Annotated in this window: 19 protein-coding genes and 1 tRNA gene; 15 read left to right on the forward strand and 5 right to left on the reverse strand. The window is 44.2% G+C overall.

Annotation, left to right across the window (positions count from 1 at the left end; genetic code table 11):
• Window positions 1–150 precede the first annotated feature (150 nt).
• From ACY8D0_RS00005 to ACY8D0_RS00015, 3 genes are all read left to right on the forward strand, one after another.
• Window positions 151–224 (forward strand) — tRNA-Met (locus ACY8D0_RS00005).
• Window positions 225–413: 189 nt separating this feature from the next.
• Window positions 414–1,607 (forward strand): nucleoside transporter C-terminal domain-containing protein, encoded by a 1,194-nt coding sequence (locus ACY8D0_RS00010; protein WP_462408471.1) that lies wholly within the window; start codon window positions 414–416, stop codon window positions 1,605–1,607.
• Window positions 1,608–1,663: 56 nt separating this feature from the next.
• A complete protein-coding gene (locus ACY8D0_RS00015) occupies window positions 1,664–2,233 on the forward strand; it encodes a class I SAM-dependent methyltransferase (RefSeq protein ID WP_462408472.1) in 570 nt (189 codons plus the stop codon).
• Window positions 2,234–2,295: 62 nt separating this feature from the next.
• On the opposite strand, the gene ACY8D0_RS00020 is transcribed toward ACY8D0_RS00015, so the two are convergent.
• Window positions 2,296–3,378, reverse strand: coding sequence for a branched-chain amino acid aminotransferase (locus tag ACY8D0_RS00020; protein WP_462408473.1), 1,083 nt, complete (start codon window positions 3,376–3,378; stop codon window positions 2,296–2,298).
• A gap of 300 nt (window positions 3,379–3,678) precedes the next feature.
• Here ACY8D0_RS00020 and ACY8D0_RS00025 point away from each other — a divergent pair, with 300 nt between their 5' ends.
• From ACY8D0_RS00025 to ACY8D0_RS00050, 6 genes are all read left to right on the forward strand, one after another.
• Complete coding sequence (locus ACY8D0_RS00025; RefSeq protein ID WP_462408474.1) at window positions 3,679–4,026, forward strand: PadR family transcriptional regulator; 348 nt, start codon at window positions 3,679–3,681, stop codon at window positions 4,024–4,026.
• Window positions 4,013–5,050, forward strand: coding sequence for an HAAS signaling domain-containing protein (locus ACY8D0_RS00030; protein ID WP_462408475.1), 1,038 nt, complete (start codon window positions 4,013–4,015; stop codon window positions 5,048–5,050). Before ACY8D0_RS00025 ends, ACY8D0_RS00030 begins: the two co-directional genes overlap by 14 nt.
• Before the next feature lie 218 nt (window positions 5,051–5,268).
• Window positions 5,269–6,087: a rhamnogalacturonan acetylesterase gene (locus ACY8D0_RS00035; protein WP_462408476.1), complete on the forward strand. Its 819-nt coding sequence runs from the start codon at window positions 5,269–5,271 to the stop codon at window positions 6,085–6,087.
• 336 nt (window positions 6,088–6,423) lie between these two features.
• Window positions 6,424–7,620: a hypothetical protein gene (locus tag ACY8D0_RS00040; protein ID WP_462408477.1), complete on the forward strand. Its 1,197-nt coding sequence runs from the start codon at window positions 6,424–6,426 to the stop codon at window positions 7,618–7,620.
• 18 nt (window positions 7,621–7,638) lie between these two features.
• Window positions 7,639–8,868 (forward strand): Zn-dependent hydrolase, encoded by a 1,230-nt coding sequence (locus ACY8D0_RS00045; protein WP_462408478.1) that lies wholly within the window; start codon window positions 7,639–7,641, stop codon window positions 8,866–8,868.
• A gap of 1 nt (window position 8,869) precedes the next feature.
• Window positions 8,870–10,045 carry an amidohydrolase gene (locus tag ACY8D0_RS00050; protein WP_462408479.1) on the forward strand — a complete coding sequence of 392 codons (1,176 nt, stop codon included), beginning with the start codon at window positions 8,870–8,872 and terminating at the stop codon, window positions 10,043–10,045.
• 47 nt (window positions 10,046–10,092) lie between these two features.
• Here the strand turns inward: ACY8D0_RS00050 and ACY8D0_RS00055 are convergent, their stop codons facing one another.
• Window positions 10,093–10,569, reverse strand: coding sequence for a redoxin domain-containing protein (locus ACY8D0_RS00055; protein WP_462408480.1), 477 nt, complete (start codon window positions 10,567–10,569; stop codon window positions 10,093–10,095).
• 222 nt (window positions 10,570–10,791) lie between these two features.
• On the opposite strand from ACY8D0_RS00055, the gene ACY8D0_RS00060 reads away from it, so the two are divergent.
• The 5 genes from ACY8D0_RS00060 (at window position 10,792) to fabF (ending at window position 17,058) form a co-directional block, all read left to right on the forward strand.
• Window positions 10,792–11,079, forward strand: a complete 288-nt coding sequence (locus ACY8D0_RS00060; RefSeq protein ID WP_462408481.1) for a YhdT family protein — start codon at window positions 10,792–10,794, stop codon at window positions 11,077–11,079.
• Entirely contained in the window at window positions 11,076–12,527 is a 1,452-nt protein-coding gene (gene panF, locus ACY8D0_RS00065; RefSeq protein ID WP_462408482.1) for a sodium/pantothenate symporter, read from the forward strand. The genes ACY8D0_RS00060 and panF overlap by 4 nt, the downstream gene beginning before the upstream one ends.
• A 746-nt stretch (window positions 12,528–13,273) precedes the next feature.
• Window positions 13,274–15,259 (forward strand): oxidoreductase, encoded by a 1,986-nt coding sequence (locus ACY8D0_RS00070; RefSeq protein ID WP_462408483.1) that lies wholly within the window; start codon window positions 13,274–13,276, stop codon window positions 15,257–15,259.
• Between the two features lie 214 nt (window positions 15,260–15,473).
• Entirely contained in the window at window positions 15,474–15,638 is a 165-nt protein-coding gene (locus tag ACY8D0_RS00075) for a hypothetical protein (protein ID WP_462408484.1), read from the forward strand.
• Between the two features lie 178 nt (window positions 15,639–15,816).
• Window positions 15,817–17,058, forward strand: coding sequence for a beta-ketoacyl-ACP synthase II (gene fabF / locus ACY8D0_RS00080; protein WP_462408485.1), 1,242 nt, complete (start codon window positions 15,817–15,819; stop codon window positions 17,056–17,058).
• A gap of 76 nt (window positions 17,059–17,134) precedes the next feature.
• Here the strand turns inward: fabF and ACY8D0_RS00085 are convergent, their stop codons facing one another.
• Together ACY8D0_RS00085 and ACY8D0_RS00090 are read right to left on the reverse strand one after the other, a co-directional pair.
• A complete protein-coding gene (locus tag ACY8D0_RS00085) occupies window positions 17,135–18,805 on the reverse strand; it encodes a bifunctional metallophosphatase/5'-nucleotidase (protein WP_462408486.1) in 1,671 nt (556 codons plus the stop codon).
• A gap of 370 nt (window positions 18,806–19,175) precedes the next feature.
• Window positions 19,176–20,831, reverse strand: coding sequence for a bifunctional metallophosphatase/5'-nucleotidase (locus ACY8D0_RS00090; protein WP_462408487.1), 1,656 nt, complete (start codon window positions 20,829–20,831; stop codon window positions 19,176–19,178).
• A gap of 177 nt (window positions 20,832–21,008) precedes the next feature.
• Here ACY8D0_RS00090 and ACY8D0_RS00095 point away from each other — a divergent pair, with 177 nt between their 5' ends.
• Entirely contained in the window at window positions 21,009–23,198 is a 2,190-nt protein-coding gene (locus ACY8D0_RS00095; RefSeq protein ID WP_462408488.1) for an alpha-galactosidase, read from the forward strand.
• Here the strand turns inward: ACY8D0_RS00095 and ACY8D0_RS00100 are convergent.
• Entirely contained in the window at window positions 23,195–24,121 is a 927-nt protein-coding gene (locus tag ACY8D0_RS00100; RefSeq protein ID WP_462408489.1) for a PD-(D/E)XK nuclease family protein, read from the reverse strand. The two genes, ACY8D0_RS00095 and ACY8D0_RS00100, sit on opposite strands and share 4 nt — an antisense overlap.
• Window positions 24,122–24,172: the final 51 nt, after the last annotated feature.

Below are 24,172 nucleotides of genomic sequence, written 5' to 3' on the forward strand. Positions count from 1 at the left end.
TATTTATATTATCGCGGGGTGGAGCAACGAGCGTTACTTCATCGATTAATCTGCGAGTTGTACCCATCGAGCCGCTGCTTGAATAAGCATTCTGAGATGGGGACAGTCCATGAAACTATGAGCATGGACAAACAAAATATTTTTTATTATCGCGGGGTGGAGCAGTCCGGTAGCTCGTCGGGCTCATAACCCGAAGGTCGCAGGTTCAAATCCTGCCCCCGCAATTAAAAATAGTGGACAGTGTTAATCACTGTCCACTATTTTTTTTGTCCACTTTCTTAAACAAAATGACAAAAATTTAGGTTAGATAATTTTTCGAAAAGGTACAATCCAACATCTGAGGTCATGAAAAAAAGATTTTTTCTATAAATAAAAATTAATTAGGGAAATGATAAATTAAAGGGGGTGAAACTGTGTATTTCTTGTTGAATGCACTGGGGGTTTTAGTTGTCATTGGTCTGGTCTATCTTTGTTCTCCTAGAAAAGCCCAGGTCAATTGGAAGTCTATTCTTAAATTGCTCATTGTTGAATTCCTGATTACTTGGTTCATGCTGTCTACAAAAATCGGGTCATGGGTCATTAGTAAAATTGCGTCCTTCTTTACGTGGTTAATTGATTGTGCAAACGAGGGCATTAAGTTTGTTTTCCCGTCGGTTATGGCGAGTGACCAAGTTGACTTCTTTTTTAGCGCTTTGATGCCTATCATCTTCATTATTACGTTTTTCGATATTTTGACCTACTTTGGAATATTAACGTGGATTATTGATAAAGTGGGTTGGCTCATTTCAAAAGTTTCAGGATTGCCGAAGCTTGAAAGCTTCTTTTCCATTCAAATGATGTTCCTTGGAAATACGGAAGCACTGGCTGTAATCCGCCAGCAGCTTACGGCCCTAAATGAAAATCGTCTGTTAACATTTGGTATAATGAGTATGAGTTGCATTAGCGGGTCGATTATTGGTGCCTACCTAACGATGGTTCCAGCGACATATGTTTTTGTTGCTATTCCGTTGAATTGCTTAAATTCATTGTTGCTTGCCAATATGCTGAACCCTGTTCACGTTAGCAAAGAGGAAGACCTTGTTTATGTCCCCGCAAAAGAGGAGCGTGGAGATTTCTTTTCAACCATTTCAAATAGTATGCTCATTGGCATTAGAATGGTCATTGTTATCGCCGCGATGGTAATTGGCTATGTGGCACTAACGTCTGCTGTTAATGGAATTCTAGGTGTTATTGTGAAAGGTTTGACTATCCAAAAAATATTCTCCTATATATTTAGTCCATTTGCATTCTTGTTAGGCTTACCTGTGGATGATGCGATGTATGTGGCTCAATTGATGGGAATAAAGCTTGCAACAAACGAATTTGTTGGAATGCTTGATTTAACGGAGCGAATAAAGGAACTTGCCCCACATACTGTAGCAGTTGCCGTGACTTTCCTAACTTCATTTGCTAACTTTAGTACGGTGGGAATGATATACGGGGCGTTTAATTCAACGATCAGTCAAGAGAAATCAAAGGTTATTGGTAGAAATGTGTGGAAACTATTAGTGAGTGGCCTGGCTGTTTCGTTGCTAAGTGCTATGATTGTTGGTCTATTTGTTTGGTAAGGCATGGACTTAAAGCCTTTTATTGTGTTTGAAGATGGGAAAAAGAGGAGTTCCAAATGGATATTAGAAGTAAGTGGAACGGAAAATATCGAGAAAGATTGAATCATAATCGGGGGCAGCCCGAAACAAATCCTAGATTAAAGCACCTTTCCTCTTATCTTACCGGAGGGGAGGCTCTCGACTTAGCCTGCGGGCTCGGTGGAAACAGTCAATTTCTTGCTCGGATGAATTATCAAGTACAGGCAGTCGATATATCTGAAGTGGCCATTGACTATATAAAGGAACTGGTTGCAGTACATAATTTAACCATCAATTCTCGAATATGTGATCTTTCTAAATTGGATAACATCTCGTTGAAAAAAAGTTTATATGACTTAGTGGTAATGACGTATTACTTGGACCGTTCCCTATTTTCAGCAGTTAAAGACAGTATAAAACACTATGGTTTTATTTTCATTGAGACCTTCTACATGTCGCCACAGCCAGAAAATCAATCAGTTTCCGATCAATATAAGCTGAAGTCTCAGGAGCTTTTGACTGTATTTAGGGACTGGAAAGTTCTTTTTTTTGAGGAAAATGAGCAGGAGGGACGGCAAACGATATTTTGCCAAAAGACAACCGAATAAAAAATATAGGGCAGCAAGTTTTCTCACTGCCCTCTTATATTTTTGCTTTTGGGGGTAAACCCTTAAACTTCAACCTGGGCAACTTTTACTGTCCAGCTAAACGGATCTGCTTTTTTTCCAAGCTGTATGGCAATCATTTCATCATAAATACGCTGGGAAAATTCACCAATTTGGTTGTCGTTGATGGTAATGGCACGGCCGTTCCAATTTAGTTCACCGACGGGAGAAATAACGGCGGCTGTTCCAGCACCAAAAACTTCCTCCAACTCACCGCGATCATGTGCGGCGAAAACTTCTTCTATTGAAATTCTTTCTTCATGTACCGGAACATTCCAGTATTTTAATAACTCAATAACAGAATCGCGGGTAACCCCAGGCAAGATGCTTCCATTTAACCGTGGGGTCACAACCTCGCCGTTAATTTTGAAGAAAATATTCATGCTGCCAACTTCTTCAACATATTTATTTTCTTTCGCATCAAGCCAGAGAATTTGTGCATAACCGTTTGCTTCTGCTTTTTCCTGTGCTTTCATGCTTGCCGCATAGTTTCCAGCTGTTTTAACATGGCCGACTCCGCCGATGACAGCCCGGACGTATTGCTCCTCCACATATATTTTTACAGGGCTTAATTGGTCACCATAATAGGCACCAGATGGTGAGAGGATCACTAGCAGTTTATATTGATGGGAAGGCCTTACCCCAAGATATGGCTCAGTTGAAAAAATAAATGGACGGATGTAAAGGGAAGTCCCTTCCTCATTTGGGACCCAGTCTTTTTCAGTTAGCACTAATTGTTTAATGGCGTTTAATAAGAACTGTTCGTCAATTTGCGGAATGCAAAGCCTGTCACACGAATCGTTTAAACGCTTCATGTTTTTCTCTGGCCGGAATAGCTGAATGGTGCCATCAGGCGTCTTATAGGCTTTCATTCCCTCAAAGATAGCTTGTCCATAATGGAAAACCATTGCTGAAGGTTCAAGGGTAATCGGCTCGTACGGGGCAATCCGGGCATCGTGCCATCCATTTTCCACATCATAGTCCATCACAAACATATAATCAGTAAAATACTTCCCGAAGCCAAGGGAAGAAGACTCAGGCTTCTCCTTTAAAACCTCACGTTGAATAAATGCAATCTCTTGACTCATGTCTACACCTCTTAACTATATTTCGTCTTAAACAAAACCCTAAAATTTCAAATTATAGTACTATTCTTGATATTACTTTATCACTTTAGACCTTTAGGATTCCATTCTTTAAGATTTTACTTTCATACATTAACGTGGCGGGGGACAGGCCCCCGCCCTGATAAAGCGCTAAAGTGAGGGTCAGATTTCAATTAATTGTAAAATATTTACAAATTGTTTGAAAGATGATAATATTTAATTACACATAATAGTGTATGACGCATAGTATGTGATGTAAGGTAAAAAAGCCGAGGTGAGTTGATGAGCACACTGCTGAATTCTTTGCGGACAGAATTGCGGAGGGGGACGTTGACGTTGGCTGTTTTGAGCCAGTTGCGATCGCCGCAATATGGGTATTCCCTTGTCCTGTCTTTAGAAAAGAGTGGTATTACGATTGACCAAAGTACGCTTTATCCGCTGCTACGCCGTTTGGAGAAACAAGAAATAGTTACAAGCAGTTGGGACACCTCCGAAAGCAGACCGCGTAAATATTATGTTTTAAGTGAATTTGGCGTAGAGGTTTTTCAACAGTTGAGGACGGAGTGGGAGCAGTTATCTCAGGAACTTTATTCATTATTAAAAGGAGATGAACCTAATGAATTTAATTGACTTATATATACGGGAGGTTACTCGGAGGCTGCCTGAAAAGAGCCGAAGTGATATTGCCCTCGAGCTGAGGTCCACAATCGAGGATATGCTTCCGGAAAATTATAAAGATTCAGATGTAAGGGAGGTATTAAAGAAATTAGGAGACCCTTCCGTGCTTGCAAGAGGATATCTGGACCAGCCGATGTATTTAATAGGTCCAAAATTTTATGACCCGTATATTAATATGTTAAAAATTATTTTACCAATTGCGGTGACTGTAACATTACTTTCTTTCTTCATAGAAACTCTGGTAAATACCCCGGAAAATCATGCATTTATCAACATCTTTTTAACTGGGGTGATTAGCGACGGAATCGTTCGGGTATTGATGACCATAATGCAAACCTTTTTCTGGCTGACACTGGTATTTGCCGTCATGGAACGTGTGGACCTGAAAAACCATAAATTGCTCGGTCCTTTGCATAAGGAATGGAATCCGGATGATTTAACAAAGATTTCAGTTTTGCCTAGAGAAAAAGCAATACCAAGAATTGAAATATACGGTCCTCTCATTTGGACAGCAATTTGGGTAACCTTCTATTTTAAGACCTCTAGTTTTGCTGGAGTCTACCAGAATGGGCAGGGCGGGCATATCATGGTAATCATCCCCTCGTTAAACCAAGAGGTATTAAATTCCTATTGGCTGCTTGTTGTCTTAACGGTTATTCTGGAAATCTCCCTTGCCCTTTATAAATGGAGAATAAAGCAATGGACAAAAAAGCTTGCCGCCACCAACACAATCGTCCAAATAATGACATCCCTCATTTTCGTGAAGATCATAACAGCTCCGAAACTGTTCACAGGATCGTTCGACAACATCCTAGCAAACCTATTTCCTGACATCGACAATCCAACATCATGGTTTATCCGGGTAACCATTGCCATCTTTGTCATCTTCGCTGCCATCGACGCCTACCAAAGCTTCAGAAAAGCAAGCATGCCCTCTTCTAATCCCAACAACATCAGCAAGAACACAAAAACCTAATAAGGACCACCCCCCAGCACAGTGATGCATTAAAGTGGTGGGGGCCTGTCCCCCGGCACGGTGAAGCGTCAACGCACTGGGGGCCTGTCCCCCAGCAGGGTAAAGCGTTAACGCACCAGGTCTATTCTCCCAATAAAAAGTACTTTTTCTTATGGGTGTATTGAAGTAAGATTAAACAAAGAATATTTTTATGGATGGAGCAACAAGGGGGAAGCGGATTGAAGAAGAGATGGACCAGGAGAGCAACTTTGTCGGTTTTGCTAGTATTGACAGCATGTTTAGTCTGGGCTACGGGGATATATTCCTTGAAAGACCCGCCGAAGAAAGTGTATGGTGAGGAGAAAAAGGGAATCATTACAGTTTATCTTGCAGGGGATTCGACGGTTTCCAATTATACGAGCGATTTGGCACCAAGGGCAGGCTGGGGACAAGTAGTGGGTGAGATGTTTGATGGGCAGGTAGTGGTGAGCAACCACGCTAAGCCCGGAAGAAGTTCGAAAAGTTTCATAGATGAAGGCAGACTAGACGCTATTCTCAGCCAAATTAAACAAGGTGACTACCTGTTTATCCAATTTGGCCACAATGATGAGAAGATCAAATATCCAAGCCTTTATACTGACCCTTCCACCACATATAAAAGCTATTTGAAGCAATATATTGACGGGGCGCGGAGCAAAGGAGCCATTCCCGTTCTCGTTACACCGGTAGAAAGAAGGCGGTTTACTCCAAGTGGAAAAGTATTCTCAACCCATGGCACCTATCCGGCAGCCATGATGGCTTTGGCTAAAGAGGAAAATGTCCCGGTTATTGATTTAACGGGGAAAAGTAATGAATTATTTCAAAAGCTTGGTCCAAGCAAAACAAAAGATGTATTTCTATGGTTGAATCCTGGAGACTCACCTAATTATCCAAATGGAGTCAAAGACGGCACCCATTTTCAGGAAAAGGGAGCGCGGGAAGTCGCTAAATTGGTAATTGAGGAAATAGTGAATAAAGATATACCTTTAAAAGAGCATGTACGGGAAGAATTTCGATAATAGTCCGTTTTACCAGGTAAGGCCGCTAATCTTGCGGCCTTCTTTTTATGGCTGTTTTAAGGGTTTATGTTGTTTTTTAAACATGTTGATTGAAGCGGAAAGTGATCGCAAAGGGAGGAAATCAACTGCCAAATTTAACAGAGCCTCTATTTTGAAATATTAATTATAATTTTCTGATATATAACTTAAATATAAAAATATAGAATGAAAGCGATTACCAGAAAAATATTAATAGTTAAAATTGACTGAAAAGTATAATTATATTATTATTTTAATAACATATATTTTTTAGAGTTGCGAAATAATTTTAAAACTAGTAGAAATGAAGGTGTAGATATGTCACAAATGCTTGCTCTAGTAATTGTCATTTTTATCTTATTGGTTGGGGATTGGATAGCCATTAGGACCAAGGCCTGGGTACCGTCGATGTTCATCAGTGCCGTTCTGTTCCTAATCGGATATTGGACTTTCTTCCCAAAAGAAATTGTCGCACTAGCTGGTGTCCCATCAGTGGTCGCCACCATGCTAATGTACTTGCTTATCACTAATATGGGCACCCTGTTGTCTCTAAAAGAATTGAAAGCCCAATGGAAGACAATTCTCATCGCTATCTCAGGTATCTTAGGGATCGTCGTATTCTTATTGGGAATCGGGTCACTCATTTTTGGCTTTAAAACCATGGTTGTTGCCGTTCCGCCTTTAGTAGGCGGCGTCGTTTCCGCTCTTATTATGTCAGAAGGAGCAAAGGCTGCCGGCCTTGCCTCGTTGTCCGTATTTGCCATCGTCATCTATGTTATGCAGGGATTTGCAGGATACCCGCTTACTTCCATCATGTTGCAAAAAGAAGGTAAGAGACTACTGGAAAAGTATCGAAAAGGGGAACTGAAAACAGCCGGCCACGTTCAAGCATCTGCTGAAGTGGCAGCTACTGCAGAATCAGAGCTTAAACTATTTAAAAACTTGCCTGAAAAATACAATACTGAATTTTTTAAGTTTTTTAGACTGGCTTTAGTAGCGCTTCTAGCCTATTTTGTTTCCACTCTATTAGCACCGGTTGTCTCCGTCAGCCCGTTTGTTCTTTGCTTATTGTTTGGGATCATCGGAAAAAGTATCGGATTTTTGGAAAAACAGGCGTTACAAAAAGCAAATGGCTTCGGTTTCGCGATTATGGGCCTGATGCTGTTCATCTTTGACGGATTAAAACAGGCGACACCAGGCATGATGATGGAAATCATTTGGCCGCTAATCGGTACCATCGTTATTGGTGTCATCGGAATGTATATTTTCTCATTTATTGCAGGCAAAGTCCTAAAAGTCAGCAAAGAAATGGCCTTCGCCGTTTCCTTAACGGCTCTATACGGATTCCCGGCCGACTTCATCATTACAAACGAAGTCATTAAATCACTAACTCAAGACGAAGAGGAAAAAGAAGTACTGATAAGCCACATGCTGCCTCCTATGCTAGTTGGCGGGTTTATCACCGTTACCATTGTTTCGGTTATTTTAGCAGGCATTTTCGTGAAATTCTTGTAGGAAGCGGAGGAGATTGAAATGAACGAACTTCAAACACGAATTGAAGGACACATAGACTCGCTGAGTGAATTTACAGCGACACCCGGAAAAGGGACAACTCGGTTGACCTATAGTCAGGAAGATAAACAGGCACGGGAATATATTAAAGAAAAAATGCAGGAATACGGTTTACAAGTCAGAGAAGACGGCTTGGGCAATATTTTTGGCAAAATGGAGGGCACGTTGAAGGATGCGCCCAGCGTATTAATTGGCTCCCACTTTGATTCCGTCCCGAATGGCGGTTCTTATGATGGTCCCGCCGGTGTGGTCGCAGGATTGGAAGTCGCCGCTCTTTTCGCACAAAATCAGATCAAACCGAAATATCCACTGGAAGTCATTGCCCTTATTGAAGAAGAAGGGGCAAGATTCGGAGGCGGGTTGATGGGTTCGCGAGGAATCACCGGACTGCTGACTGAGGAAGATTTTAAAAACCTGAAGGACCAAGACGGGATCTCTACAGTAGACGCGATGGCCCAAATTGGGCTCGATCCGTCGCTTCCGAAACAGCGGGATCCGAAAACCATCAAGGCATTCTTGGAGCTGCATATTGAACAGGGGCCGATTTTGGAAGAGAAAAACATTCCCATCGGTGTCGTGGAAACCATCGTTGGTCTGACCCAGTTTGAAATTACCGTGGAAGGCCAAGCTGGACATGCGGGTACAACACCGATGGACCGCCGCGCGGATGCTTTGGTGACTGCGGCCCGGATGATTGCCCAATTCCCTGAACTTGCCATTGAGGAGGGGGAGGGCACCGTGATTACCACCGGAAAATTAAATGTATTTCCAAACGGCGCCAATGTCATTCCGAAAAAAACAGTCTTCACAGTGGATATTCGTTCCGGCAAGGAAGAGCACATTCAGAATGTAATCGGCAAAATGAATGGATTAATAGAGTCCTATAATCAGGACGGTGTACAAATCACGGCCGTCCAGCAGCTTTACATGCAGCCTAAAGCGATGAATTCAGATATTGTTGCCCTTCTAAAACAAAACAGCAGCGCGATGGATATCCCGTATTGCTCGATTAATAGCGGGGCCGGTCATGACGCAATGGTTTTATCCGACGTGACGGAAGTTGGCATGCTGTTTATCCCAAGTAAAAAGGGCTTAAGCCATTGCCCGGAAGAATGGTCTGACTCGCTTCATATAGCCAATGCCGTTGAAATCTTATATGAAACAGCCAAGAAATTAACGGAGGCAGAGTAAAATGATCAATGAGAAATTAAAAGCAGGCATTCAACAATACAGCGAAGAAATAACAGAAATCCGCAGGAAGCTTCACAGTGAACCGGAGCTTTCCTGGGAGGAATATAATACGACCAATTTTGTTTGTGAGTATCTCGACCAATTAGGCATTTCCTACCGTCGGGCGGAGCCGACTGGAGTCATTGCAACAATTGAAGGCGGCAAGCCAGGTAAAACAGTGGCATTAAGAGGGGACATGGATGCTCTTTCAGTAGAAGAGCTAAATAAAGACCTGCCATACGCCTCCAAGTTTGAAGGCAAAATGCACGCGTGCGGCCATGATTCCCATACCGCGATGCTGTTGATTGCGGCCAAAGTTCTAAATGAAAACAAAGCTGATTTGGCGGGGAACGTCCGGTTATTGTTCCAGCCGGCCGAAGAAGTGGCGGAAGGAGCCAAGGCATTTGTGAAACAAGGGGCGGTTGACGGTGTCGATAATGTCTTTGGCATTCACATTTGGTCGCAAATGCCAACGGGCAAAGTGTCGTGCACACCTGGGCCATCTTTTGCTTCAGCAGATTTGTTTAAGGTGACGTTCAAGGGTAAGGGCGGCCATGGGGCTCTGCCACATGCCTGTATCGATGCAGCCATTGTGGCTTCTTCGTTTGTCATGAATGTGCAAACCGTGGTTTCCAGAACGGTTGATTCCCAGCAGCCCGCAGTACTCACCATTGGAAAAATGGTGGTCGGCACCCGCTTCAATGTCATCGCCGAGAATGCGGTGATTGAGGGAACGGTCCGTTGTTTTGACCCTAAAGTCAGGGACCATATTGAAACCCAGCTCCAGCACTATGCTGAACAAGTAGCCGCCATTTACGGGGCAACGGCCAAAGTGGAATATACCCGTGGAACCCAAGCGGTTATTAATGACGAATACAGTGCTAAATTGGTTCAACAGGTTGTATCTGAGGCATTTGGTGCCGATGCGGTATTTAATGAAAAGCCGACAATGGGCGGGGAAGATTTCAGCGAGTATTTTGAAAAAGCGCCTGGCAGCTTTGCCCTTGTTGGCAGCGGGAATCCTGAAAAGGATACCCAGTGGGCCCACCATCATGGCAAATTCAACATCGACGAGGACGCTCTCGCAACCGGAGCGGAACTTTATGCTCAATATGCTTGGGCCTATTTACATGAATAATCATCAAGAAGAGGGCACGATTCCAAAACGAATCGTGCCCTTTCTAGTTAGTGCGCTAACTTCTCCAGTTCGGTAAAAACCGCCTCATAATCCTCTTTTTTATCTGCTTTAAAGGAAGTGTTGATATAGCGGATGATCCCTGTTTTATCCACGACAAACACAGAACGGATGGCTACTCCACCCTTTTCGTTATAAACCTTATAATCTTTCACCGTCTGTCTATGCCAATCAGATACCAATGGATAGGGCAACGTACTCATGCTGGCGGAAAACACCCGATGTGAATGAATATGGTCGACGCTCATGCCCAGCACCTCGGCATCCAACTGCTCAAACCGTTTATAATCCTCTTTCCAAGAGGATATTTCCTTAATTCAGCCGGGGGTGAAATCCATCCCATAAAAGGCAACGACAACGTTTTTTTTGCCTTTGTAATCAGACAGGGACAGCGGATCTCTTATGGTAGCCGGCAAAGAAAAATCCGGTGCGGCATCGCCAATCTTCAAAGACTCCTCCAAGGTCACTCCTCCTTTACGGAAAAAATGGTCATACTTCTTTTATTTTCCCCAAAATCACCGGTTTATATTGCCATCTTACCTATTTTTTGCGATAAGTTTCAATGCAGTCTTGAAGGGCGGTCAGCTCTCGCCTAATCTGATTTATGCTTTTTGCTTTTTTTCATAGGAATGTTTGGTAAAATGTTCATGATTAGAGAAAAATAACATAACTGCTTTAAGAGGAGGAGTATGGTGAAAAAGTCAGAAGCACCATTGGACAAGCGTTTTAAGATTGCCCATAAAGAAGCCCTGATTGGGGTCATTCTTGTTATCATAAATTTTATTTGGTGGTACGGGTTTGGTTATGGGCTTGGTTCGGAAAAAGTGGAGAATTACCATTATGTTTTCGGACTGCCTGCCTGGTTTTTTTACAGCTGCATTGTCGGATCCATTTTGATGATTATTTTGGTCAGTCTGACCGTAAAATTTTTGTTCAAGGATGTTCCCTTTGAAGAGGAAGAGGAGGGAAAACAGTGAACTGGGGCGTTATTACACCGTTACTCATTTTTTTACTGATTATCTTTGCCATAGGGCTTTGGTCGAACAAATTAGTTTTAAAGTCAAGTTCCTTCCTCGAAGGCTATTTTCTGGGCGAGCGTTCCATGGGTGGGTTTATCCTGGCCATGACGATGGTTGCCACTTATGGCAGTGCCTCAAGCTTTATTGGCGGGCCGGGAGTCGCCTATACGAGAGGGTTGGGCTGGGTTCTGCTGGCAATGGCTCAACTGGCAACCGGTTATTTTACGCTAATGGTCCTTGGGAAAAAGTTTGCTATCGTTTCGAGGCAATACAAGGCGGTAACCTTAATTGACTTTCTTAAGGAACGGTATCAAAGTAAAACGGTTGTTTTGCTGTCGGCAGCCAGCATTATTATTTTTCTTTTTTCCTCGATGACGGCCCAATGGATTGGCGGTGCCCGTTTGGTTGAGTCCCTCACCGGACTGAAATATACAACGGCCTTATACATATTTGCTTTTTCCGTCCTTGTATTTGTCATCGTAGGCGGGTTCCGTGCCGTGGCTTTGACAGATACGGTTCAAGGTGTGGTGATGTTCTTAGGGACCTTGATTCTGTTGATTGCCACCATTAAGGCAGGCGGGGGGGTATCGAAGATTATTTCTGATTTGTCGGCCGAGAATCCTAACTTAATCAGCCCGTTTGGCGCGGACAGGAGCCTTTCGCCAGCCTATGTTTCCTCTTATTGGATTTTGGTGGGTGTCGGGGTGGTCGGTCTGCCGCAAATCGCGGTAAGGGCCATGTCGTATAAGAATTCTAAAGCCATGCATAATGCGATTGTGATCGGCACCATTGTCGTCGGGTTCATCATGCTGGGGATGCATCTGATCGGTGTGTTCGCCCGTCCGGTCCTGCCCGGTGTGAAAATTGGCGATACCGTGATGCCGTTGTTATCGATGAAGGTGCTTCCGCCATTCTTGGCAGGAATTGTTTTGGCAGCGCCAATGGCGGCCATCATGTCGACCGTTGATGCGCTGCTGATTTTAGTCAGCTCGGCCTTGGTGAAAGATGTTTATTTGAACTATATTAAACCTGAAGCCAGTGATAACCACATCAAAAAGGTGAGTTTTAGCGTGACCGCTGTTATTGGCGTAATTGTAATTATTTTTGCGTTAAGTCCGCCTGACCTAATCGTGTGGCTCAATTTATTCTCGTTCGGCGGACTGGAGTCCGTATTCATATGGCCAGTGATCATGGGATTGTATTGGGGCAGGGGAAATAAGTACGGAGCCATTACCTCCATGGTCATCGGAATGGGCTCGTACATCCTATTAGATCGGTTCTACCCAAATGCCTTTGGATTCCACACCGTCGTACTACCAATCATCCTCTCACTCATCGCTTTCGTGGCAGTAAGTCTTGCCACCAAGCCAAAAACCGCCGACACTAAAGTTGTGCGAGAAAAATAATGGGGCCTGTCCCCCATCGTGCTAACGCATTAACGTGTCGGGGGCCTGTCCCCCGGCATGGTAACGCATTAACGTGTTGGGAACAGTCCCTTGCAAACATTTTTTTGGGCGCCAATAGCAATGGCGCCTAATTTTGTGTAGTAGTGTCTGCAGGAACCATTTCAGTAATAATGGAAATGAAGATATATACAATCGAGGGGTTTTCACAAGGTGCTGTGGCACCAATCGAAGTGAAGGGGGGCTTTCTATTAATTAAAGATAACAAGGGGAATCATCACTGCCCTGTAAACTCAATCATCTTCCTCTGAATAAGCTTCAGTCGTCGTATCCCGGCAAGCCCAGCATTCACTCCTGTTTCTCTCCATTACAGATAACTCTTCACCACAAGAAATACATTTATCCATAACTAAATTCTCCTTCCTATAAAAACCTAGATAAAACAAACTAGTTCTATATGTATATTCACAAACCCAGAATTATTTCCAACAAAATACCATTGGGCTACTTTCTATTATAGTAGGTTGAGTGGGGACAGGACCCCACCAGGGTAACGCGTTAATACACCGGGGGCCTGTCCCCCACCAGGGTAATGCGTTAAAGGATTGGGGAGTTGTCACAAATCCCTTTAAGTGTCACGTATCTATCACAAAGTTTAGGAATGCGTTCGTTTATAATGAAGGGAGGGATTGCTTCATCTGTGTTTGTGAAGTGTTTAACATAGTTGTTGTTAAGGAGGAGGGGTTGTTTTGGGTTTTCGCCATTTGTTTGAGAGAGGGAAAATCGGAAGTTTAACAGTGAAGAATAGAGTGGTCATGCCTGCTATGGCAACTAATTTGGCTGGCCCTAATGGTGAGGTTACTGATCATCAAATTGCTTATTATGAGGAACGGGCCAAAGGTGGAACTGGCTTAATTATTGTGGAATTTACCTGCGTTGAATATGGATTGGGAAAAGGAATGTCCAACCAAGTAAGGATTGACGAAGACCGGTTTACTTCAGGCTTCGGCCGTTTGGCCAATGCCGTCCATAAATACGATGCAAAAATATTCGTCCAGCTGCATCACGCCGGAAGGCAGTCTAATTCATTCCTCACAGGCGGAAAACAAATCGTGGCGCCAAGTGCCGTTGCAAGCGCCGCCATCGGCGAACAGCCGAGGGAGTTAACCAATGCCGAAGTGAGGGAATTGGTCCAAAAATTTATTCAGGCGGCCGTCAGATGCAAACTGGCCGGCATCGATGGGGTCGAAATCCATGCTGCCCACGGCTACTTGATCAACCAATTTTTAAGTCCGAACTCCAACTTACGGACTGATGAATACGGGGGCAGCTTTGAAAATAGAATGAGATTTTTAGAGGAAATTGTATTGGGTGTCAAAGAAAAATGCGGCGCTGATTTTCCAGTAACTGTGCGTCTGAATGTGGATGATTTTGATCAGGGCGGACTGGAAGTGGAACAAAGCAAGGAGATAGCCCGGCATTTAGAAAAAATCGGAGTAGATGGGATCCATGCCAGCTGTGGAACCTATAATTCCGGGGACAAAATTATCGAAACGATGATGTATGAACAAGGCTGGAGAGTGTACCTAGCGGAGGAAATTAAAGAAGTGGTTAGCATTCCTGTCATCACAGTTGGGGTGATTCGCGAGCCGGATTTTGCCGAAAAGATTATTGCTGATGGCAAAGCGGACTTTGTGGCCATGGGAAGAACCCAAATAGCCGACCCGGAATGGGCTAGAAAAGCATTCGAAGGCCGGGTGCAAGAAATCAGGAAGTGTATCAATTGCCTTCATTGCATCCAAACCGTCAACAAGAATTCGCACATACAATGCGGAATCAATATTCGTGCTGGCCGGGAGCTTGAGTTTAAGGAGCTTAAACCAATAGAAGAGAAGCGCACGGTTGCCATCGTTGGCGGCGGGCCGGCAGGAATGGAAGCTGCAAGAGTTCTTTCCTTAAAGTGCTATGACGTGACCATTTTTGAAAAAGAAGAGCAACTTGGCGGTCAAATGGACCTCGTGCATACACCGGTTGCTAAAGAGAAAATGAACTGGATGATTGATTTTCACCGTCATGAAATGGCTCGATTAAACGTGGATGTCAGGCTGAATACACTGGCTACAGTGGAAAAAATAAGCGCCTTAACCCCATATGCAGTCTTCCTCGCAACCGGCGCCAAACCAATTATGCCGGAAATTGAAGGAATTCATTTGGCCAATGTTTGTGATTATGAGGATGTATTGCTGGAAAGCATCCCGTTTGCCAACAAAAAGGTGGCCGTGGTTGGAAGCGGAATGGTTTGCTATAGTGTTGCGCGCCAACTGGCAGAAGCGGGCAGCGAGGTTACTTTAATTGATGTTCCAACTGCCACAGGTGAAAAAGTGTCAGCCCCGACCAGAATGATGCTGTTAAACCGTTTGAGCAATCTAAATGTTAAGATCATCGAAGGCCAAAAGGTGGCAAAAGTCCTACCGAATGCTGTAGTGATGGAACGGGAATCATCAGGGGACCAGATGGAACTAGAAATCGACCATGTGGTGTTCTCGATGGGTACTGAATCCCATAACCCATTAGAAGAACTGTATCGCCAGCACTTTGAAAATGTCTTTGTAATAGGTGATGCCATCGTTCCAGGTGCCATTACCCACGCAATTAAAGATGGATTTGAAAAAGCCTATGTGCTGGAGTCCATTGTTACAAACAAAACGGTGAAAGAATTGGCGGGAATAAACTAAAAGAGTAACCGGTTAACCACCGATAATAGAGATGCAACCAAGCGGCAGAAAACAAATTTCTGCCGCTTGTTTTTCTAGAAGTGAGAACTTAGGTCTTCTGGGACAAATTTGAAACTTTTCCCATTTTTATCCGTATATTGATTAACAATTTCACAATATAAAAGTAAACTGAGCAGACTACCGGTCTATTGGATAGTGGGAGGGTTTAAAGTCTATGAAAAAAAAATACTCCGTTTCGTTTATGTTCTTATCAGTTGCCTCTATTGGAGCAGGCATGGCGCTCAAAGAATCCCTCAACTATTCCATGTTTATTGGAGTAGGTTTATCGATCGCCTGTCTATTGGCCGCCGGTTTTTTTCTGGGAAAGAACAACAATTGAGCGGGAAAAGGGGCCTGTCCCCCAGCGCTTTAACGCATTAGTACCATGGGGGACAGGCCCCTTATTTGTCCGATTCTTCTTTATCCGATAAAATAGTTATGATTGTGAAAAACGTGACAATTATTTGTTTGAATAACTGCAGCATAAATATAAACTCTATTATAGGAGAAAGGATTATATGAAGAGAAGAATCGTCATAACAGGTGTAGGGGCAGTCACTCCCTTGGGGAATGATGCTTTTACGACATGGAAAAACATTAAAAACGGGGTGTCAGGAATTGGCCCGGCAACTTTGTTCGATGTGGAAAAAGTAGATGTCCATATCGCGGCGGAAGTAAAGAACTTCTTACCAGAAGAATTTATGGACAAAAAAGAATCGAGAAGAATGGGCCGTTACAGCCAATTTGCGGTAGCTGCGAGTAAAATGGCAGTCGATGATGCAGGCCTTAAAATTGGTGCCGATATTGATTCTGAACGGGTTGGCGTTTGGATTGGGTCAGGAATTGGCGGGCTTGGCGAGTTCGAGGAGCAGCATAAGAAATTTATCGAAAAGGGCCAAAGAAGAGTCAATCCATTTACAATTCCGATGTTTATCCCGGACATGGCAGCAGGACGGGTGGCCATTGAGCTTGGGGCAAAAGGAATCAATAATTGTTCGGTAACTGCCTGTGCTTCCGGTGCCAATTCCATCGGAGATGCCTTCCGTGCTATCCAAAACGGGGATGTCGACATGGTAGTGGCAGGAGGAACAGAAGCGACGATCACAGAAATGACTGTCGCCGGTTTTTCCAACATGACGGCTTTGTCTAAAAATCCAGACCCGAAAACCGCCAGTCGTCCGTTTGATAAAAATCGTGATGGGTTTGTCATCGGGGAAGGCGCTGGGATTGTTATTTTAGAGGAATTGGAACACGCGTTAGCCCGCGGAGCAAAGATTTATGGAGAACTGATAGGATATGGGGCAACAGGTGATGCCTACCACATTACGACCCCTGCACCAGACGGAGAGGGAGCCCAGCGCGCCATGAAGTTGGCATTGGACGATGCTGGAATTGATCCCACTGAGGTTGATTATATTAACGCGCACGGAACTTCCACCTATTATAATGATTTGTATGAAACGTTAGCCGTCAAGGAAGTTTTCAAAGACCACGCCTATCACCTATCTGTAAGTTCCACGAAATCAATGACCGGTCATTTGCTTGGTGCTACCGGGGCGATTGAGGCTATTTTTTCAGTTCTTGCCATTCAAGAAGGAATTATTCCTCCAACAATTAACTATGAAACACCGGATGAGCAACTTGACTTAGACTACGTTCCAAACGTGGCAAAGAAGAAGGATGTACAAGTGGTACTATCCAACTCATTAGGATTTGGCGGGCATAACGCCACCTTAATTTTTAAAAAGTATACGAAATAATGGTCAAACAAAAATGAAGCTGTACTAAGGACAGCTTCATTTTTGTTTCAAATTTAGGGACATCTATGGTTAGATACTATTGAGCTAGATTAGTGATCCGTCCTTCTAGACTTGGGCTAACTGTTTGATTCTCGAAAGAACCAACATAATCAGCGAAAGTTTCCCAGTCAACGAATCCTGGTTCACTGACACGGCCTTCGCTGTAAGCTTGAGCGAAAACATCAAATCCGTCTCCGCCTTTTGCGGTGAAGATGTTGTTAGCAACCACGTAAGTTTTCTTAGGGTCGATGGCTGTATAGTTGAACCCGTTTTCTTTTACTTCAATGGATTGTACTCTTTCACCGACGGGTTTGTTGCTATCATAAGTAAATTTCAAACCGGAAACCTGCAGGAATCCGCCAAATGCTTTTGGCGCGTCCTTAACACTAAATTCCAAGGCCTGTTTAATTTCAGCACCTGTAAGTTTCATAATCGCTAACGCGTTACCGAAAGGCATGATTTCTAACACTTTCGCCAATGTAATATCACCTGCTGGAACGGTCGTACGGATTCCGCCACCGTTTTGGAAGGCAATCACCGTTTCAGGATTGATAGTTTTGGCCTTAGCCAGCATTCCATCTGTGATTAAGTTGCCTAAATTGGTTTCTCCCGTCCTGGCAGGAGGGTTACCGCCAATTAAATCAACAGTGGTTTTGCCAATAACAGTTTGCTGTTTTGCTACAATCGCTGGTTTATATTTGGTTTCCAGGATTTGAGCGGCTTGAGGATTATCCGGAATCACATAAGCGCCCTCGGCATTTTTCTGGTCAAGGTCAATCAGTTTTCCATCGGCCTCAGTGACCTTTCCCTGTTTATTAAACTTTAAATCAACCGTTCCAAGATATTTACTGTATTCGTTGGCTTGTACAATGACAGTCGGCTCTTCACCGGTTTTATCGATAAATGGGGCATCCAGTTTCGTATGGGAATGACCGCCGACAATAACATCAATGCCTTCCACTTCTTTTGCCAATGTCAAATCATTGTCCCCGCCGCCATCATCAAAGCCGAGGTGGGAGAGAGCAATGACCTTATTAACACCCTGTTTTTTAAAATCGTCCACAGCCTGCTTCGCTTCTTCAATATAGTTTTCAAAAACAACATCCGGCCCAGGACTGGAAATATCCTTCGTTTCGGCAGTGGTCAAGCCAAAAATTCCGATTTTCTCCCCATTCACCACCTTGATGATCCCGTTATAGATGTTTCCATCTTCCGGGTGTTTTGCCGTGGTTTCATGGAAACGATTCGTTAGATTGACATCTTTTGAGAAGTTTACGTTCGCACTAACCAACGGGAAATCTGCTTCTTTTACAAAATTGGACAGAGTGGAAGTTCCTTCATCAAACTCATGGTTTCCAAATGTCATCGCGTCATAGCCAACTAGATTCATAAACTCTAAATCAGCCAGTCCTTTGTATTCGTTAAAATACAAAGTACCGGAAAATACATCCCCTGCATCCAATAACAGGGTATTCTTCTTTTCTGCACGAACTTGATTGATGGCGCTAATCCGTCTTGCCACATTGTCCAAATGGGCATGTGTATCATTGGTGTGCATGATAGTCAGCTCATAAGTACGACCTACCCCATTGTCTGTTTTTGACTCTTTAGGAGCCGCAAGGGCAGCAGGAGCAGCCGCAGCTGTGACTATAGCCGCAGTAGCAAGAATTGAAAAAAATTTGCGATTCATCCTTACTGGATTCTTCATTGCATTATTCTCCCCCATGTAATTCATTATCGAAGCCTCTTTATTTTATAACGAATGAATTGCGTCAAATTCACCTGTCAAAATAAATAGCTTGTCCCCATTATTCTATCAGAAATGTTTAAAATCCATGTAAAAAATTTGTAAAAATTTGATAATTAGGACAATTTTACCACCACTTTTATCCTATGTAAAATCATTTAAATATCAAACAAATTATTACAAAAAACATGGAGGCGTTCTCTATAAAGAAATATAAATATGATAATAGCGGAATCATCGGATCAGCCCCCGGCACATTAATGCGTTAACGCGGTGGGGGCCTGTCCCCCGGCTCATTAAAGCATTAACGCACTGGGGGACAGGCCCCAAATTATTTGGCTAGGTTGACAATCCGTCCTTCTACGGTGGGGCTGACGGTTTTATTTCTTTGGGCGCCGATGTATTCGATGAAGGTTTCCCAGTCGGCGTGTCCGGGTTCGCTGACGCGGCCTTCTTTGTAGGCTTTTGCGAGTATGGTGAATCCGTCGCCGCCTTTGGCGGTGTAGGTGTTTGTGGCGACATGATAGGTTTTGGCCGGATTCATCGGAACATAGTGGCGGCCATTTTCTTTGACCACAATCGATTGAACCCGTTGTCCGGGAGGCTTTCTGCTGTCGTAAGTAAATCTCATGCCGGACACCTGCAGGAATCCGCCAAACGGCTTGGGGGCATCCTTTACGCTAAACTCCAAAGCTTGTTTGATCTCGATGCCGGTAAGCTTGATAATAGCCAATGAGGTACCAAACGGCATCAGCTCCAATACGTTAGCCAAAGTAATCTTTCCGGCAGGAATTGAGGTACGGATGCCGCCGCCGCTTTGGACAGCCATCACGGTGTCAGGGTCAATCGTTTTCGCTTTGGCCAGTATCGCATCCGTCATCAGGTTCCCTAAATTCGTTTCCCTGACACGGGCATCCGGCCTCCCGCCAATTAAGTCCACGGTGGTGGTTCCAATAATGGTTCGCTGTTTTTCCTCCACAGCCGGTTTATATTTCTTTTCAAGAATTTGCGCTGCTTTGGGGTCATCAGAGATGACATAACCTTGATTCGTTTTTCGGTCAATATCAATGAGCTTGCCATCGTGGCCAATCACTTTTCCGTTTTGGTCAAATGTCACATTAAGAGTTCCAAGATATTTACCGTACTCATTGGCTTGGACAATAATGGTCGGCTCCGCACCGGTTTGATCCACTACCGGGGCCTCCAGTTTGGTGTGCGAATGGCCGCCGACAATCACATCGATGCCTTCCACTTCTTTGGCCAAGGTTAAATCATTATCGCCGCCGCCATCGTCAAACCCTAGATGCGAGAGAGCAATAATCTTGTTGGCGCCCTTTGCCTTTAGGGCCGCAACCGTCTGCTTCGCCTTTTCAATATAGTTATTAAATACAACATCCGGTCCCGGATTGGAGATGACCAATGTTTCAGCCGTGGTTAAACCGAAAATACCGATTTTCTCCCCGTTCACGACCCTTATCATTCCCTTATAGACAAGCCCGTTTTCGGGCCGTTCCGTGATTTCGTCATGAAAGCGGCCTGATAAATTGGCGCCTTTTGAGAGGTCGACATTGGCATCGACAAAGGGAAAATCCGCTCCTTTTATAAAATTCGCCAGAGGACCGGTTCCCCGGTCAAAATCATGGTTGCCGAACGTCATCGCGTCATAGCCGGCCAAATTCATAAACTCCAGGTCAGCCAAACCATGAAATTCGCTGAAATACACAGTACCGGAAGATACATCACCGGCATCCATCAGTAAGTTATTAGGCTTTTGCGACCGCATTTTCTTAATCGCGGTAATGCGTCTGGCGATATTGTCCAAGTGTGCGTGGGTATCATTGGTATGCATAATCGTTAAGTCAAAGGTGCTGCCATTCCCATTGACGGGTGCGGGTGCGAACTCTGCAGAAACAACAGAGGTTGTGGCGAGTGAACCCGCAGCAAAAACAGCGCAAAATCCCAGGGCCATCCTTTTTGAAAAATTCATCTTTCAACCATCCCTTGAAAAAATACTTTGGCCGCCACCAGGAAAACCCCAAACGCCTCCAAGTGTTAGCTAGTAAGCCTTATTTTGCCAACAACAAACAGATTTATTTTAAAAAGATTAAAAAGCATATCAGTTCCCATGACGAATAGATATGGAAGTAAAGAAGGAGGGAATACCATGCCGATTGAATGGGATGAAGAAAAGGGCATTTTCCATTTGTTTAATGACCGGACGAGTTATTTGATGGGGATTGTCCATGGGAAATATCCGGCCCATCTGTACTGGGGAAGGCGGGTTCATGCGCTGCAGCCCATGTCCATCCTGTTCAATAAGAGCAGAACCTTTTCGCCGATGACCGAGCCTTCAGACCCAAGTTTTTCTCTTGATACATTGCCACAAGAGTACCCCGCATTTGGAAACGGGGACTTCCGGACGCCTGCTTATCAGCTCCGCACCAAGAATGGTTCGACCCTTACGGAATTTGTTTATGATTCCCATGAAATAGTTAAAGGCAAGCGCCCGCTTAAAGGACTCCCCGCTGCTTACACAGAAGAGGATGATGAGGCCGACAGTTTAATCATCACACTGGTAGATTCCAAGCTTGGCATCGGGTTGCATCTCCAATACACGATTTATCGAAACTTTGATGTAATCACCCGGTCGGCTTCCTTTGAAAATCTGGGCGGCCAAGAGGTGGAGATACATAAATGTATGAGCATGTCGGTTGATTTTCACCATTGTAATTGGGACCTGCTGCACCTTCACGGAACCTGGGCAAGGGAGCGGCATATCGAGCGCCGGCCGCTAATCGATGGAACCCAATCGATTTCTTCCGCCAGAGGCGCTTCCAGCCATCAGCATAATCCCTTTATGGCCCTGCTTGCGAAAAATACCACTGAGGAATATGGGGATGTTTATGGCATCAGCCTCGTGTACAGCGGGAATTTCCAAGCTTCGGTTGAAGTGGATCCCTATCAATCCACCAGGCTGTCCATTGGCATCAACCCATTTGATTTTATCTGGCTGCTAAAGCCAGGAGAAACCTTTCAAACACCTGAAGCTCTAATGGTCTACTCTTCAGAAGGTTTAGGCGGAATGTCACGTACCTTCCACAAATTATTGCGCACAAGGATTTGCCGCGGGCAGTATCGCCAACAAACCCGTCCCATCCTGATAAACAACTGGGAAGCGACCAAATTCAATTTTACAGAAAAAAAATTAAAGCAACTGGCGGATGCCTCTGCTGAAGTAGGAATCGAGCTATTTGTCCTTGATGACGGCTGGTTCGGCCAGCGTCATAATGATAAAAGCTCACTGGGGGATTGGTACGTAAATAAGAAAAAACTTCCATCTGGTTTAAACGGTATAACGAAGTATGTCCAAAGCAAAGGGATGCGATTTGGGCTATGGGTCGAGCCGGAAATGGTTTCACCTGACAGTGATTTATACCGGCAGCATCCCGATTGGTGTCTCCATGTGCCGGGCCGAAATCGGACCCTATCGCGGAACCAGCTTGTCCTTGATTTGTGCCGGGAGGATGTCTGCGACTGGCTGGTCGAGACATTCACCCGCCTTTTCGAGAGTGCTCCCATTTCCTATGTGAAATGGGATATGAACCGCAATATGACGGAGGTGGGTTCTACCGCCCTTCCTCCAGAGAGGCAGAAGGAAACGGCCCACCGCTATATGCTTGGGCTGTATCAAGTGTTAGAAAAAATAACAAGCCGATTTCCCCAGATTCTTTTTGAAAGCTGTTCTGGAGGGGGAGGGCGGTTTGACCCAGGGATGCTGTATTACATGCCGCAGACGTGGACCAGTGACAACACCGATGCAGTCGAAAGGTTAAAAATCCAATACGGAACCAGTATCGTATACCCGGCCATCACAATAGGCGCCCATGTTTCGGACGTCCCCAACCATCAAGTAGGCAGGATCACACCTCTAGAGATGCGATGTGATGTGTCGATGGCAGCCAACTTCGGTTTCGAGCTGAACATCGATAAGCTGGGGAGCGAAGAAAAAGAGACTGTCAAACAGAAAATCCAATACTATCACCAAGTAAAGGAGCTAGTTTGCTTTGGCAATCTGTATAGGCTGCTGAGTCCTTTTGACGGCAAGGACACAGCTTGGATGTATGTGTCGGAAAACCAGGAACAAGCCGTTGTTTTTTACTATAAAACCCTGGCAACGCCGAACCCGCCCTTATTCCGTCTATATTTCCGCGGTATGGATCCAAACCGGGTGTATCAAATGAATAACGAGCAAACCTACACGGGTGATGAGCTGATGAAACTGGGAATCACCATGCCGCCCATCAAGTCGGACTTTTTCTCAAAAATCTTCTATCTTGAAGCCAAACCCATTTAAATTTGATTGCATTTTTCTTTAAAATTGCAATAGCTGCACTTTTTGGAAGGATTCATGTCAAAATACTCCTTGTCCAGCGGTTTGTTTTTAACAGGATCCTCCTGGTACTTCAGCATATGATAAATACTATCATTCATCAGCTGCTGGGAGGACTCGATTTCAAACTCGGATAATTGATATTCTTGGGATTTCCCTGACAATAAATATTCATTGCGAATCATGATGTCTTCAACCGGAATGTTGTGCTCCCTGGATAAATAGAGGGCATAAAAAGCGAGCTGTTTGCGGTCATCTTCCGACTCTTTGCCTGTCTTCCAGTCGACCACAATCCACTTTTCCTGACGGACATCCTGGTAAATAAAGTCGAGGACAACAAAGACATCGACCCCATTAACTTCAAAGGTTTGAAAATCCTCTGAATACAAAACTCGCATTTCTAACTTGTTTAAAATATCTTGATAGGTTTTGCTCATAAAAAAATTCTTCACGCAGGATTCGAGCTTCGTTTTGGCAGCCGCTACGGCATCTTTGCTTAGCCCGTCCCCATAATAGATTTCATACAGCATTTGATGCCGCTTCGGCTTTTGAACCCACAACTGGCGAAACTTAGTAGAATCCAAATAAGCGTTATTCAAGCCGCGGGTTACCATCGCAATCATTTCGTCTTCAGTGAATAGTTTTTTCCCGTTTAAAATGTTTTTCAACTGCATATCAATGCTCTTATGAATCAAATCTCCGAGCAGAATCGGGATATTCTTTATATTCTTTAGCCGGTACGCTGCCTTGTTCTCTTCGGGAGAATTGTATAACCAGCCATTATGAGATTCATAGTATTGATGATAATATTTCCGCAAACACTCCAAAAAAGTCTTATGCCTGGAGTTCGACCAAGAAAACTCCGGATAATCACGGTCCACGTACATGGGCTGTTCCCCCTATAAAAATACTTCTGTTAAAAATTATAACAGTTATAG

The organism is Neobacillus camarae (assembly GCF_054950115.1).

Bases quoted from the DNA above. Each gene is read 5' to 3' on its own strand.
- ACY8D0_RS00040 (WP_462408477.1), top strand. From the start codon at position 6,424: ATGTCACAAATGCTTGCTCTAGTAATTGTCATTTTTATCTTATTGGTT.
- ACY8D0_RS00030 (WP_462408475.1), top strand. From the start codon at position 4,013: ATGAATTTAATTGACTTATATATACGGGAGGTTACTCGGAGGCTGCCT.
- ACY8D0_RS00100 (WP_462408489.1), bottom strand. From the start codon at position 24,121: ATGTACGTGGACCGTGATTATCCGGAGTTTTCTTGGTCGAACTCCAGG.
- ACY8D0_RS00050 (WP_462408479.1), top strand. From the start codon at position 8,870: ATGATCAATGAGAAATTAAAAGCAGGCATTCAACAATACAGCGAAGAA.
- ACY8D0_RS00095 (WP_462408488.1), top strand. From the start codon at position 21,009: ATGCCGATTGAATGGGATGAAGAAAAGGGCATTTTCCATTTGTTTAAT.
- ACY8D0_RS00045 (WP_462408478.1), top strand. From the start codon at position 7,639: ATGAACGAACTTCAAACACGAATTGAAGGACACATAGACTCGCTGAGT.
- ACY8D0_RS00015 (WP_462408472.1), top strand. From the start codon at position 1,664: ATGGATATTAGAAGTAAGTGGAACGGAAAATATCGAGAAAGATTGAAT.
- ACY8D0_RS00020 (WP_462408473.1), bottom strand. From the start codon at position 3,378: ATGAGTCAAGAGATTGCATTTATTCAACGTGAGGTTTTAAAGGAGAAG.
- ACY8D0_RS00075 (WP_462408484.1), top strand. From the start codon at position 15,474: ATGAAAAAAAAATACTCCGTTTCGTTTATGTTCTTATCAGTTGCCTCT.
- ACY8D0_RS00090 (WP_462408487.1), bottom strand. From the start codon at position 20,831: ATGAATTTTTCAAAAAGGATGGCCCTGGGATTTTGCGCTGTTTTTGCT.
- ACY8D0_RS00060 (WP_462408481.1), top strand. From the start codon at position 10,792: ATGGTGAAAAAGTCAGAAGCACCATTGGACAAGCGTTTTAAGATTGCC.
- ACY8D0_RS00085 (WP_462408486.1), bottom strand. From the start codon at position 18,805: ATGAAGAATCCAGTAAGGATGAATCGCAAATTTTTTTCAATTCTTGCT.
- fabF (WP_462408485.1), top strand. From the start codon at position 15,817: ATGAAGAGAAGAATCGTCATAACAGGTGTAGGGGCAGTCACTCCCTTG.
- ACY8D0_RS00025 (WP_462408474.1), top strand. From the start codon at position 3,679: ATGAGCACACTGCTGAATTCTTTGCGGACAGAATTGCGGAGGGGGACG.